Genomic DNA, 16454 nt, shown 5'->3' with positions numbered 1-16454 from the left:
CGTAGGATGGGGGGATGACGGAGACGGCCGATGAGGAGCTCCTGACCCTGGACGCGCAGGTCTGTTTCGCCCTGCACGCGGCCTCGCGGGCATTCGACGCGCTCTACCGGACAGAGCTGCGGGACCTCGGGCTCACCTATCCCCAGTATCTGACCATGATGGTCCTCTGGGAGACCGGCGACCTCACCGTCAAGCAGCTCGGCGAACGCCTGCGGCTGGACTCGGGGACGCTCTCCCCGCTCGTCAAGCGCCTGGAGACCGCCGGCCTGGTGGAACGCCGCCGCGGCCGCGCGGACGAACGCTCTGTGTCGGTCCACCTGACCGCCCAGGGCACCGCCCTCCGCGACCGCGCCGCCGACGTCCCCCGCCGCATGCTCGACGCAACGGGCCTGCCCCCCGAAGAACTGACGAGCCTGCACCGAACCCTGCAAGCCCTGACCCAGCACCTGGACGCCGTCACAAACCCCGCCGCCTGACCGATCGAGATCGGTCAGGCCCCTTTTCTGGCACGGCGGAGGAGGAACGGACGGACGCGGCCGAGCCCCTGGAGGGGGCGGGGGCGGAGGGCGGAGACGTCGTACGCGCCTTCGGAGAGGGCCGAGGCGAGGCCGCCGTCGATGAGGACCGTTCCGGGGTGCGCGGAGGCCGTGAGACGGGCGGCGAGGTTGACCGGGGTGCCGAACACGTCGCCCAAGCGCTGGATGACCTCTCCGTAGGCGAGGCCGACGCGGACCTTGGGGAAGTCTGGGTCCGCGTCGAAGCGTTCCGCGATGCGCAGGCCGATGTCGGCGGCGGCGCGGGGCTCGGACGTGACGAACAGGACCTCGTCACCGAGGGTCTTGACGACGCGGCCGCCGAGTTCCGCGATGATCTCGGCGGTGGTGACCTCGAACCGTTCCACGAAGGCGGCGAGGGCGCCGCTGTCGAGGCGGCGGCTCAGCCGGGTGAAGGAGACCACGTCGGCGAAGCCGACCGCGAGGTTCGCGACCCCGGCGGCGGGGTCGGACTGCGCGGCGGCGGTCGTGGCGGCGGCGCGCATGCCGGCGGCGGTGAGCTGGCGGCGCCAGCCGTGCAGGAGGAGCCGTTCGAAGGCGGGGCGCAGGTCCTCGGTGGCGGCGAGGGCGGCGGTGACGAGGTCGGCCGCGGCCGGCTCGTCGGACGGGAGTTCGCCGAGGCGCTGCAGCCAGACGTCGCCGAGCCAGCTCGCGAGGCGGCCCATCGTCTGGCCGACGGCGCGGGCGAGCTGGAGGACCATGTCCTCGTCGACGAGGTCGGTGCCGAGAAGTTCCTTGATCTCCTGGAGAGCGGCGACGTCCCCGTCCGTGAACGCGACCTCTTCGTCGGGCGGGGTGGGGAAGCCGAGGGCCTGCCAGATGCGGCGCGCGTACTCGTCACGGACGCCCGAGCGCGCCTCGACCTCCTTGCGCGTGTAGCGCAGGGGGCCGCCGAGGAGGGTCTCCTCGATGTCGTCCGGGTCCGCCATGGCGCCAGCCCCTATGTGTCATTGACTGATGTAACAATAGTGGCGGAGTAAGATCACGGCGGTCAAGGTGAGACGAGTCGCAGGCGGGGCATGGCGGAGTACCGAATCGACGAGCTGGCGCGGCAGGCCGGGAGCACCGTCCGCAACATCCGCGCCTACCAGGACCGCGGGCTGCTGCCGCCGCCGCGGCTCGAAGGCCGGGTGGGACTCTACGACGACTCGCACCTGGCGCGGCTCCGGCTGCTCGGCCAGCTGCTCGCCCGCGGCTACACGTTCGCGATCATCAGGGACCTGCTGACGGCGTGGGAGACCGGCAAGGACGTCGGGGAGGTCCTGGGGCTGGAGAAGGTCCTCACCGACCCGTGGTCGGACGAGATCCCCGGCACCACCACCTTCGCGGAGCTCGCGGAGATCTTCGGCACCGGGCTCGACGAGCGCGAGTTCGCCCGGATGCGGGACCGGACCGTCCGGCTCGGGCTCATCGAACCGGACGGCGACAAGTACCGGGTGCCCAGCCCGCGGCTGCTGCACGTGGGCGCCGAACTGGTCGCGGCCGGTATCCCGCTCGACTCCGTCCTCGACATCGCCGAGCAGATCCGCGACGACTGCGACGTGATCGCGGGCCGGTTCGTGAACCTCGTCCAGGAGCACGTGTTCGACCGGCTGGAGGGGCAGCCCGTCCCGGACGGCGCGGAGATCACCGAGGTCGCCGCGGTGGTCCGCCGCATGCGGCCGCTGGTGAAGATGGTGGTCGACCCGTTCATCGCGCGGGCGATGGAGACCCGGGTCCAGGCGGCGCTCGGCGAGCACCTCGAAACGGTCCGGGACCATCTCGGCGAGCCGTCACAGGAGTGAGACGCCCCAGACGACCGTCACCTGGTGCGTCGCGCCCTCGGAGTCGGTGAAGGTCAGGGTGCCCTGGCCCGGCAGCCCGACGATGAACGTCCGCAGGCTGATCGTCACCTGGCTCGTGCCGCCCTCGTCGATGCCGCCCTGCATCTCGGACAGGACGAGCTGGCTGGTCGACGTCATCGCCGTCCACGTCACCGGGCCGCTCTCCGCCGCGAGGCTGACGTTCGCGGACTTGGTGCCGTAGAGCTCGACCTTGACGGGGTTGACGACGAGGGCCCCGGGCTGCGTGGGCGGGTCGGCCGAGGGCGGCGGCCGCGTCGGGTCCGCCGACTCTCCCGGGGTCTTCTTCTCCGTCTGCGGGCGCATGGGCGGTTCCGCGGAGCGGCCGGGACCGCCCGCGGCGGGCGCCCGGGACGGGTCCGCGTCGGTGCTCGAACCGTTCGGCGGCGGCTGGCGCGTGATGGACGGCTGCGGCTCCGACCGGAACGGCGGCCACGACAGCGGGTCGCCGCCGATGCCGGGCCCCATGACGAACACGGCAACCAACGCGGCGACCAACGCGCCCGCCATGCCTCCCCCGGTGAACAGCCACCGGCGGGTGAACGGCGACGGCACGTCCGGCTGGCTCGGCAGCCCGGCCGGGGTGAGGGTGCCGCCGCGGGCGGCGATGTCGGCCCGGTAGCCGGCGAGCTCGGGGTCCGTCGCGGTGTGCATGACGCGGTGGCGCAGCGCGGCCGGCAGCACCGGGGCGGGCGCCCGCCCGAACAGCGCGGCGCCGGTCACCCGGCCGCGGCGGCGGCAGTCGGGGCAGCCGGCGGCGTGCCGTGCGGTCTCCGGGTCGGCGGGCGGGGCCGGGGGACGGCGGCGCAGGACCCGCCCGGGCCTCTGCACGGGCACCGGCGGGGCACCGGCCCCGTCCGGCTGCTCCCGGGCACCTCCGGCCGCCGGCTCCGACTCCGCCGCGGAGGCGCAGGCCCGGTCGGCGCGGGCGATCTCCTTCTGGAGCGCCGCCGCGAGTTCGGCCCGTCCCCTGCGGACCCGCAGCGCGGCCCGCCGCCTGGACAGCCCGAGCGTCGCCCCCAGCCGGCCGGGACGCAGCCCGTGCCGGAACGCCAGGAGCATGACCTCCTGATCGACGGGCTCCAGCTGGGCGACGGTGGCGCGGAACAGGTCGTGCAGCTCCTCGGACGGCGGCCAGTCCGGGGCGGGGTCGTCCTGTTCGGCACGGTCCAGAAAGGGGATGTCGGAGAACTCGGAATCCAGGTCCCAGAACAGGACCTTCGCCCGGCCGCGGCGGATGCAGCGGCGGCGGGCCGCCCCGTAGAGCCATGAGCTCAGATGCAGATGGTCGCGCATCCGGGGGGCGCGGCGGCCGGCGTCGATGAACGTGTCGTGGACGATGTCGGCGGCGACTTTCACATCCCCCGTCATCGACAGGGCGTAGTCGTAAAGGCGCTCACCGTACTCGTCGTAGAGCGCGGCGAACGCGGTTTCGTCGCCTTCGTTCAGCCCCCTGACCAGTGTGCGGTCGGGGGCGTGCACGGAGGGGGACAACCTTGGCATTCACGCTCCCGGCAGCGGCATGAGGGGGGAGTCGTCCGGACAATCAGCCCACCTTGCATACACCCGTGAACCCCATCCGCACCACATGGTATGCCGAAATCACCATTAGGGTGACCCCGGGGTGAGATGCCGTTTCTCTCCGTGATCACGCTACCAATGACTCGGCGTCAGAATCGAGTCAGCGTCCCGATCCGGCCGGGCAGGGCCGGATCGGGACCCCGCCGATCACTCGGCGCGCCGCACCTCCAGCTCACCGTCCGCGTAGCGGCGCCGCAGCACCTTCTTGTCGAACTTGCCGACACTCGTCTTGGGAACTTCGGCGATGAACGCCCAGCGCTCGGGAAGCTGCCATTTCGCGATCCGCCCGGACAGGAACTCCCTGAGCCGCTCCGGTGTGACCGACGCCCCCTCACGCACGACGACGGACGCGAGCGGCCGCTCCTGCCAGCGGTCGTCGGGCACACCGACCACGGCCGCCTCGACGATGTCCGGGTGGGCCATCAGGTGGTTCTCCAGCTCCACCGACGAGATCCACTCGCCGCCCGACTTGATGACGTCCTTCGCCCGGTCGGTGAGCACCAGGTAACCGCCCGGCGACAGCGTCCCGACGTCACCGGTGCGCAGCCAGCCGTCATGGAACTTCCCGGGGTCCTCGTCCAGGTGGTACGACGCGGTGATCCACGGCCCGCGGATCTCGACCTCCCCGACGGCCTCGCCGTCGTTGGCCAGCACGACATCGCCGTCGCCCACGATGCGCATCTCCAGGCCCGCCAGGACGCGGCCCTGGCTGATCCGCGCCTGCCACGCCTCGTCCCCGGTGGCCTTGGCCGGCGGATGCGCGACCGTCGCGACCGGCGACGTCTCCGTCATCCCCCACGCCTGGACGATCCGGACGCCGATCTCGTCGAACCCGCGCATCAGCGCCTCGGGCACGGCCGACCCGCCGCACGGGACGAGCCGCAGCGAGCTGAGATCGGACCCGTGCTCCCTCGTGTGCCGCAGGACGTCCGCCCAGATCGTCGGCACCGCCCCGGCGATCGTCGGACGCTCGGTCTCGATGAGCCGGACCAGCGGCTCGGCCTGCAGGAACCGGTCCGGCATGACCAGCGCCGCACCCGCCATGACCGCCGCGTAAGGGAGCCCCCAGGCGTTCGCGTGGAACATCGGCACGACCGGCAGGACGCTGTCGGATGCGCTCAGCCCCATCGCGTTGCCGGTGCACGTCGCCATCGAATGCAGGTACGCCGACCGGTGCGAGTACACGACGCCCTTCGGATTCCCGGTCGTGCCGCTCGTGTAGCACATCGCGGCGGCGGACCGCTCGTCGATCTCCGGCCAGTCGAACGTCGCGGGCGCCGCGGCGAGCAGCTCCTCGTAGCCGTGCAGCTCCTTGCCGGCACCGTCCAGCGGCGCGGTGTCGCCCTCCCCGACCACGATCACATGCCGGACGGTCTTCAGCTGCGCCAGCACCGGCGCGAGCAGCGGGATCAGCGACCCGTCCACGATGACGACCTGGTCCTCGGCATGGTTCGCGATGTAGACGAGCTGGTCGGGGAACAGCCGCAGGTTGAGGGTGTGCAGCACGGCGCCCATGGACGGGATCGCCAGGTACGCCTCAAGGTGCTCGGCGTTGTTCCACATGAAGGTGGCGACGCGCTGGTCCCCGTCCACGCCGAGCCCGCGCAGCGCCCCCGCGAGCCGTTCGGCGCGCTCACCGACCTCGGCATAGGTACGGCGCCGCGCCCCGTCCCCCGTCCAGGTGGCCACCTCGACGTCCCCGAAGACGTCCGCGCCGTAGCGCATGACCGTCCTGATGGTCAGCGGGAAATCCTGCATCGTGCTCCACATGGGCGACCCTCCCGGTAGCAGCGAATACCAGACCAGAATTCTCGCAGCGCCCACCCCACCTTGACGAGAGCGCGCAGCGAGCCCCTGGGCGAGCCGAAGCGATACCCCAAACGCCAAGCCGCACCCACATACACAGCGACCCCAGCCCCCACCGCAACCCCCGCGACAACCTCAACGCCTGCGATCGCGTCCGAAGGCAGGTTCCGAGCCTGCGAGGAACCTGATCGCGCAGCGAGCCGCAAGGCGAGCCGAAGCGATGCAGCGATCGCGCGCATTGCCCGCCGAAGGAGGGCCCCCAAGGCCCGACGCCAAGGGCAATGCAATTAATACAGCGCGTCGTCGTCGCGGAGTTTGGCCATTGCTCGGGAGACCGTGGATTTGACCGTTCCTACGCTGACGCCGAGGAAATCGGCGATCTCCTGTTCGGACATGTCCTCGTAGTAGCGGAGCATGACGGTGAGGCGTTGGCGTTCGGGGAGGCGGCGGAGCGCCCGGCCCAGGGCGTCGCGCATCTCGGAGCGGTGCGCGTGGTCGTCGGCGACGGGGCGGTCGGGGAGCCGGTCGGTCGGGTAGACGTCCAGTTTCCGGCGCCGCCACCAGGAGATATGTGTGTTGACCATGGCGCGGCGGACGTAGCCGTCGACGGCGGCGCGGTCCTGGATGCGGTCCCAGGCCAGGTAGGTCTTGGCCAGGGCCGCCTGCAGGAGATCTTCGGCCTCGGCGCGGTCGCTCGTCAGGTGCGTCGCGGCGCGCAGCAGCACGGGTCCGCGCTCCGCCACGTACGAGCGGAACTCCTCGTGCCGCGTCCCGTTCAATTCACCACCGGCCAGGGGTTGCGGAGCCGCGTCCGGCCGGGCTTTCCCGGGCCCCGGCCGAGCGCGCTCCCGGTATGGCTGACGATCGCAGGTAGATCGTAATTACGGTCCCACACTAAGGATATATCCGGGTCAACCGGAGCATAATCTTCACCCCAGGTAGATCAAAGGTTTTCCGCTCGCTGACTTATCGCGACAAATCCGTCGACAAGCTCGGTCACCGCACGTGACCCTTGACGCACCGTCTCACTCGCGGTGACCCACAGTGATGATCAAACGCCGGAGCCTCGCGATGCCGCCACCGCACCCCCGAGGAGCGAGCCGCCGCCGACGCCGCGCGGCCGTCCTCCCGGTGCCCGCGCGCGACCCGGAGCGCGCGGCCCCTCCGCTGACCGTGCTCACGGGCACCGTCCTGGACGCGAGCCCGCACCTGCTGATCGTGGCCGCGTCGACACTTCACCGGGCGGTTCCGGGGGCGGGGGTGAGCGACCTCGGCTCGGGGGAGGTCGAGATCCGGCTGGCGATGAGCGATGGCACGACCGTCTGGCACGGCGGGCGCGGGGGCCTCGCCGCGCTGCGGCCTGGGCGGTCCGTGGTCGTCCGGCTGGGGGAGGGCGAGCTCGGTGCCGGTCGAATCTGGGTCGACATCAACCGGGTCGCCGGCACGATCGTGGCGTGCAAGGGGGACACCGTGGAGGTGGACATGGGCCCGCACCGGGGGCGGACGCATGTGGTGATCCCCCCGCACGCCTTCGAGCGGGTGCTCGTCCGGCATCCGCGGCTGGAGCCCGGCTACCTGATCGACGTGATCTGTGTGCGGTCTCCGGACGGTCCGTGGGCGGTGCGTCCGGGCACGTCGCAGCCCGGGTACCGGCCCGACGATCTCGCCGCGCCGGATGTCGCCGCGCCCGTGCCGGACGTGCTGCGCGGGACGGCGACCTGGTTCGGGGGCGCGGGCGGTGGGACGCCGGACGGGGCGGCCTACCCGGCGGTCGACTGCGAGGGAGACGCCGGGGGGTGCGCGGACGCCCCGTCCGGCTGCGTCCCGTTTCCGTACCTGTCGCTCGGCAGCGAGATCGGCGTCCGCAACGAGTGCGGCGGACGCGCGGCCTCCGTGCCGGTGGTGGAGTGCGGTTGCCTGGCGGCCCGCTACTGCGACCGCTGCGTGGAGTGCGACACGTCCCCGCGCGGAAGGATCGTCGAGCTGACGCCCGCCGCGTTCGCGGGGCTCGGCGGTGAGCTGGACGCGGGCTGCTTCAACGTCGCGGTCCGGACGGGTGCGCCGTCCGCGGCGCCGGGGGGCGCGGCGCCATGGTGACGGCGTTCCAGAACACGCAGGTGCTGCTGCTCGCGGCGGTGCTGCTGGCCGCGGGCCTGGCGAAGCTGACGGTCCGGGAGCAGCCGGCGGAGGCGCCCGACCATGTCCACGGAGTCCCGGTGCCGGCGGCGCTCGCGCGGCTGTCGGCGCTGCGCGAGAGCCGCGGGATGACGGTCGGGCTCGGGATCGGCGAGGGGCTCCTCGGGCTGGCGCTGCTGGTGACGTCGCACCTGTCGGTGCGCCTGGCGACCACCGTGGCGTTCGCCGCCGCGACCTGGGTGGTCAGTGAGCTGCGGGTCGGCCGGCCGGACGCCGGGTGCGGGTGCTTCGGCGGGCTGAGCGGCAGAAGGGTCGGGCGGCGGAGCGTTTTGCGGGCGGTGCTGTTCACCTGCGCCGCCATCGCCTCGCTGGAGGCACCGCACGCCGGCCTGGACGTGCTGCGGAACGTCGAGGCGCTCGTCGGGCTCGTGCTCGCGGCGGAGCTCGCGTTGTTCGCGGCGCTGTCGCCGGAGCTGTCGGCGCTGCTCGGACGCCGCGGGCTGCCGCCCGGCCACGGACGTCCGGTCATGCCGTGCGAGCGGCGGCGGAGCCCGATCGAGGAGACGTACGCGACGCTGTACCGCAGCCCGGCCTGGGTGGAGCACGAGAACATCGTCACGAGCGCCCTGCCCTTGGACGTATGGCGGGAGGGCTGCTGGCGCTTCGTTTCCTTCCCGGGCAGGGTCGGCGACCGGGACATGGAGGTCGTGTTCGCCGTGTCGACCGCCGAACGCGGCAGAACCGTCCGGGCGGCGCTGGTGGCACCGGAGAAGAGCCTCCCCGCCGCTCTCTAGCCACCTATCTCTAGCCACTTATTGGACACGTCCAATAGGTGCGTATGAAGTCCTTGCGGGTCAGGCCGCCGCGCGGGCCGCGGCCTCGGAGGGCGCGGTGGCGGACGGGCGCTGCCCGCGAGAGGAATATATGGCTCTCTATGACCACCGCTAGAAAAGCAAATATTTCGCGGACGACAGCGGCTCGATGCGGCTTTCTACCGCTCTCTAGCGATTGCGCTAGAGAGCTTGATAGCGCGGTAGCGGTCAGGCGGGCTGGGAGCGGAGGAACTTGCCGAAGTGCGGGACGGTGAAGGCGACCATGCCGCGTTCGGCGCTGTAGATGAGGCCCTTCTTGATGAGGCCGTCGCGGGCGGGTGACAGGCTCGACGGCTTGCGGCCGAGTTCGTCCGCGACCGACGCGGTGGGCACCGGGTCGTCGCCGAGCATGGCCATCGCGCGCATGTAGTCGCGCTCGGCCGGGGTGGCGCGCTCGTAGCGGCTGCCGAAGAAGCCGACGGCGAGTTCGGTCTCCGCCTCCGGTGCGGCGACCTTGATGTCGTCGGCGGTGATCGGGGTGTCGGGTGCCACGTCCCAGACGACCTTGGCGTACGCCTGGACGAAGTAGGGGTAGCCGTCGGCCGCGCCGTACAGCGCGTCGAGGGCCTCCTCGGTGAAGGTGACCTCCTCCCGTTCGGCGGGGGCGAGCAGGGCGTGGTCGGCCGACTCGCGGTCGAGCCGGTCGATGCGGGCGTAGCGGAAGAGCCGCTCGGAGTAGGACTTGCTGGCCGACAGGACGGCCGGCAGGTGCGGAAGCCCGGCGCCCACCACGATCAGCGGGCCGCCGACCTGCGACAGCTCGTGGCACGCGGCGCACAGCGCGGACACGTCGTCGGCGGGGATGTCCTGCATCTCGTCCACGAAGAGGGCGATCCCGACGCCGACGTCCGTGGCGACGGACGCCGCGTCCACGAACAGCTCGGTCAGGTCGATCTCCAGGTCGCCGGAGTCGGCGCGGCCACGCGAGGCGGGCACGTCGATGCCGGGCTGCCAGCGGTGCGCCCGGGCCTTCCCCTTGCCGGACGGCTCCGGGCCCGCCTGCGCGAACGCCTTGAGCACGCCGAGGAACTCCTCGATGCGGTCGGGCGCGCGATGCCGGGGCGCCAGTTCCCGCACCGCCCGGTGCAGCGCCGAGGCGACGGGACGGCGGATCGACTGGTCCGGCCGGGCCTCGATCTTCCCGGTCCCCCACAGCCGCTGGATCGCCATCGACCGGAACGCGTTGAGCAGCACGGTCTTGCCCACCCCGCGCAGCCCGGTGACGATCATGCTGCGCTCGGGACGGTCGCGGGCCACCCGCTCGATCACCACCTCGAACTGCTTCAGCTCGCGGTCGCGGCCGGCCAGTTCCGGGGGCCGCTGCCCGGCACCGGGGGCGTAGGGGTTGCGCACGGGGTCCACGCTCTCGGACTCTATGAGGCGATATAGCTGGGGCCGTAGATTTGCGTAGAAACCGCTACGGCGTGTCGCGCGCCCCCGCGGCGCCTTGCAGCGTGCGGCACCGTCCGGCCCCCTCGTGACGACCGTCGCCACCCTGTCACCTCCCCGGCCGAGCGCGTTCAGATCGGTCGAACCTCTGTTCGACTATTCGAACACAGTAGCGCATGGGAGACCGCCGTCACACAGGAACACCCGAATCCGCAAGACCGGTCTGGATCACCCTTCGAGCGGCGGCAGAAGCCGCGTTCGCGGCGGTCGGTCGATGGCGCGGGCACCGACCGCCGCGGACGCCTCCTCTTAGTCGAGGGCTTCGTCCTCCTGGGACCGGTGCGGAACCCTCTCGGCGGGGACGGTTCCCATGCGGCCCGCCTGGAAGTCCTCGAACGCCTGGACGATCTCCTCGCGGGTGTTCATCACGAACGGGCCGTACCGCGCGATCGGCTCGCGGATCGGGAGGCCGCCCAGGACGAGGATCTCCCAGCCTTTCGCGCCGGCGACCGGCTGGCCGTCCGCGGCGCGGACGACGATGCCGTCCCCGGCCCCCTTGTTGTGCGAGCCCCCGAAGACCGCGAGCTGCCCCTCGTCCAGCGCGACCTCTTCGACGCCGGCCGTGCCGCGTCCGGAGAGGACGTAGACCAGAGCGTTGAACTCGCGCGGCCAGGGCAGGGCGAGGCGCGCACCGGGAGCCACCGTCGCGTGCAGGTAGTTGATGGGCGTGTAGGTGACGCCCGGCCCGTCATACCCGGCGAGCGACCCGGCGATGACGCGGACGAGGGACGACCCGTCGTCGGTGGCCAGGAGCTTGACGTCGCGGGCCTCGATGTCCTGGTAGCGCGGCGGGACCCACTTCTGTGCGCGGGGCAGGTTCACCCAGAGCTGGATGCCGTGGAACAGACCACCCTTGGCCACCAGCTCTGGCGGCGGCTGCTCGATGTGCTGGATACCGGACGCCGCCGTCATCCACTGCGTGGCGCCGTCCGCGATGAGGCCGCCGCCACCGGTGGTGTCCCGGTGCTGGAACGCACCGTCGATGATGTACGTGACGGTCTCGAACCCGCGGTGCGGGTGCCACGGCGTACCCATCGCCTCGCCCGGCGCGTATTCGACGGCGCCCATGTGGTCGAGGAGGAGGAACGGGTCGGCCAGGGCGAGGTCCGTTCCCGGGAAGGGGCGCCTGACCTGGAAGCCCTCTCCCTCAAGGTGGCGCTGCGCGGTCACGACCTTCGCGACGCGGCGCCAGCCGGTCTCGGCCTCGGGCAGCAGCGGCAGGCGGGGCAGGGTCAGCGGATCGGCCATCACGGCGGGCATGGGGTTCTCCCTCGTTCGGGTGCCCGTCCACCACGGGCGGCGCACTGACCGGGCAACATAGTTGATGATTCAACTATTCCGACGGGCGGATGCCGCGGATCCTGCTACCGTTAAAGTAGCCAGCATTAGTTGAATGTTCAACCTGTGTCGTATACTTACGGTATGAGCGAACCTCGCTGGCTCGATGCCACCCAGCAGCGCGACTGGCGGGCGTACGTGGACGGCAGCGTCCGGCTCACCGAGGTGATGGACCGGGACCTGAAGGCCAAGCACGGGCTGTCGGTCTCGGAGTACGAGATCCTCGTCCGGCTGTCGGAGGCGCCCGAACGGCGGCTGCGCATGGCGGAACTGGCCGAGAACGCCAGCCAGTCGCGCAGCCGGCTGTCGCACACCTGCTCCCGCCTGGAGTCCAAGGGCCTGGTGCAGCGCGACAACTGCCCCAACGACAAGCGCGGCGTCTTCGCGGTGCTGACCGACGAGGGCTACGCCGCGCTCGAACGCGCCGCCCGCGACCACGTCGAGACGGTCCGGACGTTCTTCATCGACGTCATCCAGCCCGAAGACCTCGAAGCCATCGGACGCGCCTTCTCCCTCGTCCTCAAGCGCGTCGGCCCCGCCACCTGAGCCCCTCCCCTACAGCGGGGCGGTGACCCCGGTGAGGAAGCCGACGGACACCAGGGTCAGGAACACCCAGGCGAGCATCATGCCTATGCCGAACGTCCGCCACCGCCCGCCCACCTTCCAGACGAGCAGCCCGCCCAGGCCGAACGCCAGGACGAGCAGGGTGATGAACTGCGGCATCAGGCTCGGCCGCCGGCTCATCATCAGCGGCGCCCACATCATCACCACGTCGACGAACAGGAAGATGCCGAAACCGGCCGCGAGCGACCTGATGTCCCGGCCGAGGAAGGCGCGGGCACGTTCCGCGAGCACCTGCGCCCTGTCCGCGGGCAGCCGCGGATGCGCCTGCGCCGCCTGTTCCACCTCCACATTGTGCGCCACGGCGAAGATCTCGTCTTCGAGGCTTGGGAGGTCCCTCTCCTGAGGTTCCGCCATCCCGCTCCCTTGGGCCGGAGACCGCCGGACGACATGCCCGGCGGACCGATGCGGCTCACGGCCCGTCCGTCCCGGCCTCTTTCCGGCGGGCGCGCCTTCAAACGCAACGTAGCGGATCGGGGGGCGGCGCACACCGGCCACCGGACGTGTCATCCTGGAAAGATGCCAGGTAGAAGGCCGATTCGCAGCGCCGCGGCGGTCGCCGCGCTGATCGCCGCGACGTCCGCCGCGGCCGCGTGCGGCGGCGGCGACACCGACGAGCCGACATCCGCTGCGACACCGCCCACCGCGACCGCACCGACGGCGACGCCACCGGCCACGCCGTCGCCGACCGACCAGGGCTTCCAGGCCGAGGTCAAGAAGGTGACCAGGGCAGACCTGCCCCACTCCTGGCGCCCGGGCTGCCCGGTACCGCCGTCCGGCCTGCGGATGATCGAGATGACCTACTGGGGCATGGACGACAGGCCGCACACCGACGGGCGGCTCGTCGTCAACGCCAAGGCGGCCAAGGACCTCGTCGGCGTGTTCCGGAAGCTGTACGACAGCAAGTTCCCCATCGAACGCATGGAACCGGTCGACAAGTACAAGGGCAGCGACTTCGACTCGATCGAGGCCAACAACACCTCGGCCTTCAACTGCCGCCGCGCCACCGGATCGAGCTCCTACTCCCAGCACGCCTACGGCCTGGCCATCGACATCAACCCGTGCCAGAACCCCTACGTGTACGCGGACGGACGCATCGCCCACCCGGACTGCACGAAGTACAAGAACCGCGACCGGAAGGCCCCCGGCATGATCCACGCCGGTGACAGGGTCGTCGACGCGTTCGACTCCATCGGCTGGGGCTGGGGCGGCGAATGGACCGGCGCGAAGGACTACCAGCACTTCAGCAGCACCGGAAGGTAGGAGGGCGCACCCCCCGCGGTGGTCACATCATCATGAGGGCGACCGCGAGGATCGCGACGACGGCGACCACGGCCACGATGCCGACGATCAGGCCGATGTTCGGCCCGGCCTTCTGGGGCTGCGCCTGGTTGGCGAAGTTCTGGAACTGGTGGGTCGTGCCTGCCGGATCATTGGGTGTCTGCGACATGCCGAAGAGGGTAACGGATACCCAACAGGGCGGTCTGTCCGTTTCTGCACGAACAGCCGGCGTCCGGGTCGAGCGGAGAGTGTGGGATTCGAACCCACGAGGACTGTCCCCAGCCCTGGGCGCTTTCAAGGCGCCTGCACTAGTCCACTATGCGAACTCTCCCGGTGACCGCCTTCGCCAGCGGTCCACGCCCACGATAGCGGCCCCGCGCCCCTGCGTTCGACCGCTTATCGCAGGCCGTCACGCTCGCCGTCACGGCCCCGCCGGGACGGCGTAGCCGGGGATCGACGGCCAGCGCACCGTCATGACGATCGACTCCTCCTCGGCCTGCCACGAGTGGTCGACGCCGCGTCCCCAGACCACGTAGTCGCCCTGCTCCGACAGGACCACGTCCCCCTCGGGGAACTCCAGCCGGAACCGGCCACTGATCAGGACGAGCAGCGCGGTGCGCCGCTCCCCGTCCGTCCACTCGCCGCGGCGCTCGCCCTTCTGGTGGACGCCCCACTTGATCTCGACCTCGTCGCTGTGCCGGAGGTCTCCGGCCGGCTTGAAGTAGCCGAGCAGCCAGCCCCGGTCGGTGGCGGCGTCCGGGCCCGCCTTCCCCACGTACACACCGTTCACAGGACGTGACCGTACCCCGATGATCAGGAGTCGGTGGGACGTTGGAAGGCGAAGCCGTCGCCGACGACGGCGGCGAGGTGCAGGTACGCCTCACGCGTCGCGGGAGCGAGCTGCTCCAGCTCGACCTCGGCGCCTTCCTCCAGGTGGTCGTCGTACGGGATGCGGACGACGGCGCGGCAGCGGCTCTCGAAGTGCGCCTGCAGCTTGTCGAGGTCGACCTGGCTGCGGGTGCGGTTGCGGACCATCGACAGCACGACCACGCCGTTGCGGACGAGGTGCCCGTGGTCGTGCGCCTCCAGCCAGTCCAGGGTCGCGCTCGCGGAACGGGCGCCGTCCACCGACGGGGAGCTGACCAGGACCAGCTGGTCGGCGAGGCTCAGCACGCCCGCCATCGCCGAATGCAGCAGCCCGGTGCCGCAGTCGGTGATGCAGACCGAGTAGTACTGCTCCAGGACGACCGCGACGGCCGCGTAGTCGTCGGCGCTGAACGCCTCGCTGACCGCCGGGTCCCGGTCGGACGCGAGGATCTCCAGCCGCGCCTCGTTCTGCGAGGTGAAGGCGCGCACGTCGGCGTACCGGTGGATCTGGTCCCGGTTGTTGAGCAGGTCCCGGACGGTCGCGGCCGTCTCGAGGCGCACCTTGTCCGACAGCGTCCCGCGGTCGGGGTTGGCGTCCACCGCGATGACACGGTCACCGCGCAGCGACCCGAGCATCGAGCCGAGCCCGGTCGTGGTGGTCGTCTTGCCCACGCCGCCCTTCAGGGACATCACGGCGACCCGGTGATGCCCGCCCGCCACGACGGTGCGCGCCCTGGCGATCAGGTCCTTGCGGCGCAGTTCGCTCTGCGACTCGCCGGGGTGGATGCCGCCCGCGGTCGCCTTGTAGACGGCGCGCCGCCATCCCGAGGACGGGGCGATGCGCCGCTCACCGAGCAGGTTCTCGGAGCTGAGGTTGTCGGCGTTCTGCGGCTGCTGCGGCGGCGGCTGCTGGCCCGGGTAGCCGGGCGCGGGCTGCATCATCTGGTTGAGCGCCGGCGGATACCCGTACCCCTGCACAGGCTGCCCCGTAGCGGGGTCGACGGGCGGGTAAGGGGCACCGGCGGCGTTCGGGTCCGGCGCGTACGGCTGACCGGTGTTCGGATCCACCGGCTGATACTGCCCCGCCGCATTCTGCTCCTGCGCATACGGCTGACCGGTGTTCGGGTCGACCGGCTGGTACGGCTGGGCCGCCGCGTTCGGGTCCGGCGCGTACGGCTGACCGGTGCTCGGATCCACCGGCTGATACTGGCCCGCCGCATTCTGCTCCTGCGCATACGGCTGACCGGTGTTCGGGTCGACCGGCTGATACGGCTGGGCCGCCGCATTCGGATCCGGCGGGAACGGCTGACCCGTGTTCGGATCCACCGGCTGGTACGGCTGGGCCGCCGCATTCGGGTCCTGCGCGTACGGCTGGCCGGTGTTCGGGTCCACCGGCTGGTAGGGCTGGGCCGCCGCGTTCGGGTCCTGGGGGAAGGGCTGGGCCGTGGTGGGGTCTGCGGGGGTGTACTGCGTGGTGGCGTTCGGGTCCGGCGGGAACGGCCGGCCGGTGCCGGGGTCGATCGGGACGTAGGGCTGGCCGGACGCGTCGGTGTCCTGGGGGAAGGGCCGGCCCGTCGCCGGGTCGATCGGCTGGTACGGCTGGCCCGCGGCGCCGGGGTCCTGCTGGTCCGCCGGGTACGGCGGGAGTTGGTCGAGGGGCGGGGCGGTGTTGCCGTTGGCGTCGTACGGCGACTGCTGCGGCGCGTACGGCGGCTGGGGGGCCTGCGACGGGTCGTGGCCCGGGTAGCCGGCGGCGTAGGGCGGGGGGAGCATCCCGCCGTCGAACGGCTGCGGCATGGGGCCGCCCTCGTAGGGCGGGGGCTGCGGCGGCCCGAAGGTCTGCGGCGGGTACCCGGTCTCGGGCGGCTGCTGGAAGGAGGGGGGAGCGGCGAGCCAGGGGTTGGCATTCGGATCCGTCTGCTCGACCTGGGGCTGGGCGTCCTCTTCCGGGGGCGCGTTCTCCTGCTCGGCGGGGGCCTGCCCCGCGCCCTGCTCCCCTTCGGCGGCCGGGGCGGGGGACTGCGCGGCCGGCTCGCCGCTCATCGCGTCCAGAGAGGCCAGCCGCTCCTCCAGGGAACGCCCCTCGTGCTCGTTCCTTGCCACCGTTC

At 71.7% G+C, this 16454-nt stretch carries 16 protein-coding genes and 1 tRNA gene; 6 read left to right on the top strand and 11 right to left on the bottom strand.

The window, feature by feature from the left end:
- Positions 1–14: 14 nt before the first annotated feature.
- Entirely contained in the window at positions 15–476 is a 462-nt protein-coding gene (locus E1289_RS00920) for a MarR family transcriptional regulator (RefSeq protein ID WP_131974196.1), read from the top strand.
- A gap of 14 nt (positions 477–490) precedes the next feature.
- Here the strand turns inward: E1289_RS00920 and E1289_RS00915 are convergent, their stop codons facing one another.
- Positions 491–1483 (bottom strand): adenylate/guanylate cyclase domain-containing protein, encoded by a 993-nt coding sequence (locus E1289_RS00915; protein ID WP_131974194.1) that lies wholly within the window; start codon positions 1481–1483, stop codon positions 491–493.
- A 90-nt stretch (positions 1484–1573) separates the two neighbouring features.
- Between E1289_RS00915 and E1289_RS00910 the strand changes: the two genes are divergently transcribed.
- Entirely contained in the window at positions 1574–2338 is a 765-nt protein-coding gene (locus E1289_RS00910) for a MerR family transcriptional regulator (RefSeq protein WP_131974192.1), read from the top strand.
- Here the strand turns inward: E1289_RS00910 and E1289_RS00905 are convergent.
- From E1289_RS00905 to E1289_RS00895, 3 genes are all read right to left on the bottom strand, one after another.
- Entirely contained in the window at positions 2327–3898 is a 1572-nt protein-coding gene (locus tag E1289_RS00905; protein ID WP_131974190.1) for a sigma-70 family RNA polymerase sigma factor, read from the bottom strand. The two genes, E1289_RS00910 and E1289_RS00905, sit on opposite strands and share 12 nt — an antisense overlap.
- A gap of 225 nt (positions 3899–4123) precedes the next feature.
- A complete protein-coding gene (locus E1289_RS00900) occupies positions 4124–5734 on the bottom strand; it encodes a long-chain fatty acid--CoA ligase (RefSeq protein WP_243712528.1) in 1611 nt (536 codons plus the stop codon).
- Between the two features lie 335 nt (positions 5735–6069).
- Entirely contained in the window at positions 6070–6561 is a 492-nt protein-coding gene (locus E1289_RS00895) for a SigE family RNA polymerase sigma factor (protein WP_131974186.1), read from the bottom strand.
- A 268-nt stretch (positions 6562–6829) separates the two neighbouring features.
- Between E1289_RS00895 and E1289_RS00890 the strand changes: the two genes are divergently transcribed.
- Positions 6830–7879 (top strand): hypothetical protein, encoded by a 1050-nt coding sequence (locus tag E1289_RS00890; RefSeq protein ID WP_243712527.1) that lies wholly within the window; start codon positions 6830–6832, stop codon positions 7877–7879.
- Entirely contained in the window at positions 7873–8712 is an 840-nt protein-coding gene (locus E1289_RS00885; protein WP_131974184.1) for a MauE/DoxX family redox-associated membrane protein, read from the top strand. Before E1289_RS00890 ends, E1289_RS00885 begins: the two co-directional genes overlap by 7 nt.
- A gap of 246 nt (positions 8713–8958) precedes the next feature.
- Here the strand turns inward: E1289_RS00885 and E1289_RS00880 are convergent, their stop codons facing one another.
- Positions 8959–10152, bottom strand: coding sequence for an ATP-binding protein (locus tag E1289_RS00880; RefSeq protein ID WP_131974182.1), 1194 nt, complete (start codon positions 10150–10152; stop codon positions 8959–8961).
- A gap of 336 nt (positions 10153–10488) precedes the next feature.
- Positions 10489–11499 (bottom strand): pirin family protein, encoded by a 1011-nt coding sequence (locus E1289_RS00875; protein WP_131974180.1) that lies wholly within the window; start codon positions 11497–11499, stop codon positions 10489–10491.
- Between the two features lie 162 nt (positions 11500–11661).
- On the opposite strand from E1289_RS00875, the gene E1289_RS00870 reads away from it, so the two are divergent.
- Positions 11662–12123, top strand: coding sequence for a MarR family transcriptional regulator (locus tag E1289_RS00870; protein ID WP_131974178.1), 462 nt, complete (start codon positions 11662–11664; stop codon positions 12121–12123).
- 9 nt (positions 12124–12132) lie between these two features.
- On the opposite strand, the gene E1289_RS00865 is transcribed toward E1289_RS00870, so the two are convergent.
- A complete protein-coding gene (locus E1289_RS00865) occupies positions 12133–12555 on the bottom strand; it encodes a hypothetical protein (protein ID WP_131974176.1) in 423 nt (140 codons plus the stop codon).
- Between the two features lie 162 nt (positions 12556–12717).
- Between E1289_RS00865 and E1289_RS00860 the strand changes: the two genes are divergently transcribed.
- Positions 12718–13461 (top strand): M15 family metallopeptidase, encoded by a 744-nt coding sequence (locus E1289_RS00860; RefSeq protein ID WP_131974174.1) that lies wholly within the window; start codon positions 12718–12720, stop codon positions 13459–13461.
- 22 nt (positions 13462–13483) lie between these two features.
- Here E1289_RS00860 and E1289_RS37905 read toward each other — a convergent pair whose 3' ends face one another.
- From E1289_RS37905 to E1289_RS39340, 4 genes are all read right to left on the bottom strand, one after another.
- A complete protein-coding gene (locus tag E1289_RS37905; protein ID WP_165970276.1) occupies positions 13484–13648 on the bottom strand; it encodes a hypothetical protein in 165 nt (54 codons plus the stop codon).
- A gap of 73 nt (positions 13649–13721) precedes the next feature.
- A tRNA-Ser gene (locus E1289_RS00855) sits at positions 13722–13810 on the bottom strand.
- Positions 13811–13900: 90 nt separating this feature from the next.
- Entirely contained in the window at positions 13901–14269 is a 369-nt protein-coding gene (locus E1289_RS00850) for a signal peptidase I (protein WP_131974172.1), read from the bottom strand.
- A 23-nt stretch (positions 14270–14292) separates the two neighbouring features.
- The gene (locus E1289_RS39340) at positions 14293–16449 is read right to left on the bottom strand and encodes a MinD/ParA family protein (protein ID WP_243712526.1); all 2157 of its coding nucleotides are present in this window, start codon (positions 16447–16449) and stop codon (positions 14293–14295) included.
- Positions 16450–16454: the final 5 nt, after the last annotated feature.

Source organism: Actinomadura sp. 6K520, from assembly GCF_004349245.1.
Taxonomy (GTDB): domain Bacteria; phylum Actinomycetota; class Actinomycetes; order Streptosporangiales; family Streptosporangiaceae; genus Spirillospora.
The sequence above is the reverse complement of the archived record's forward strand: the minus strand, read 5'-3'. Positions and strand labels throughout refer to the sequence as shown.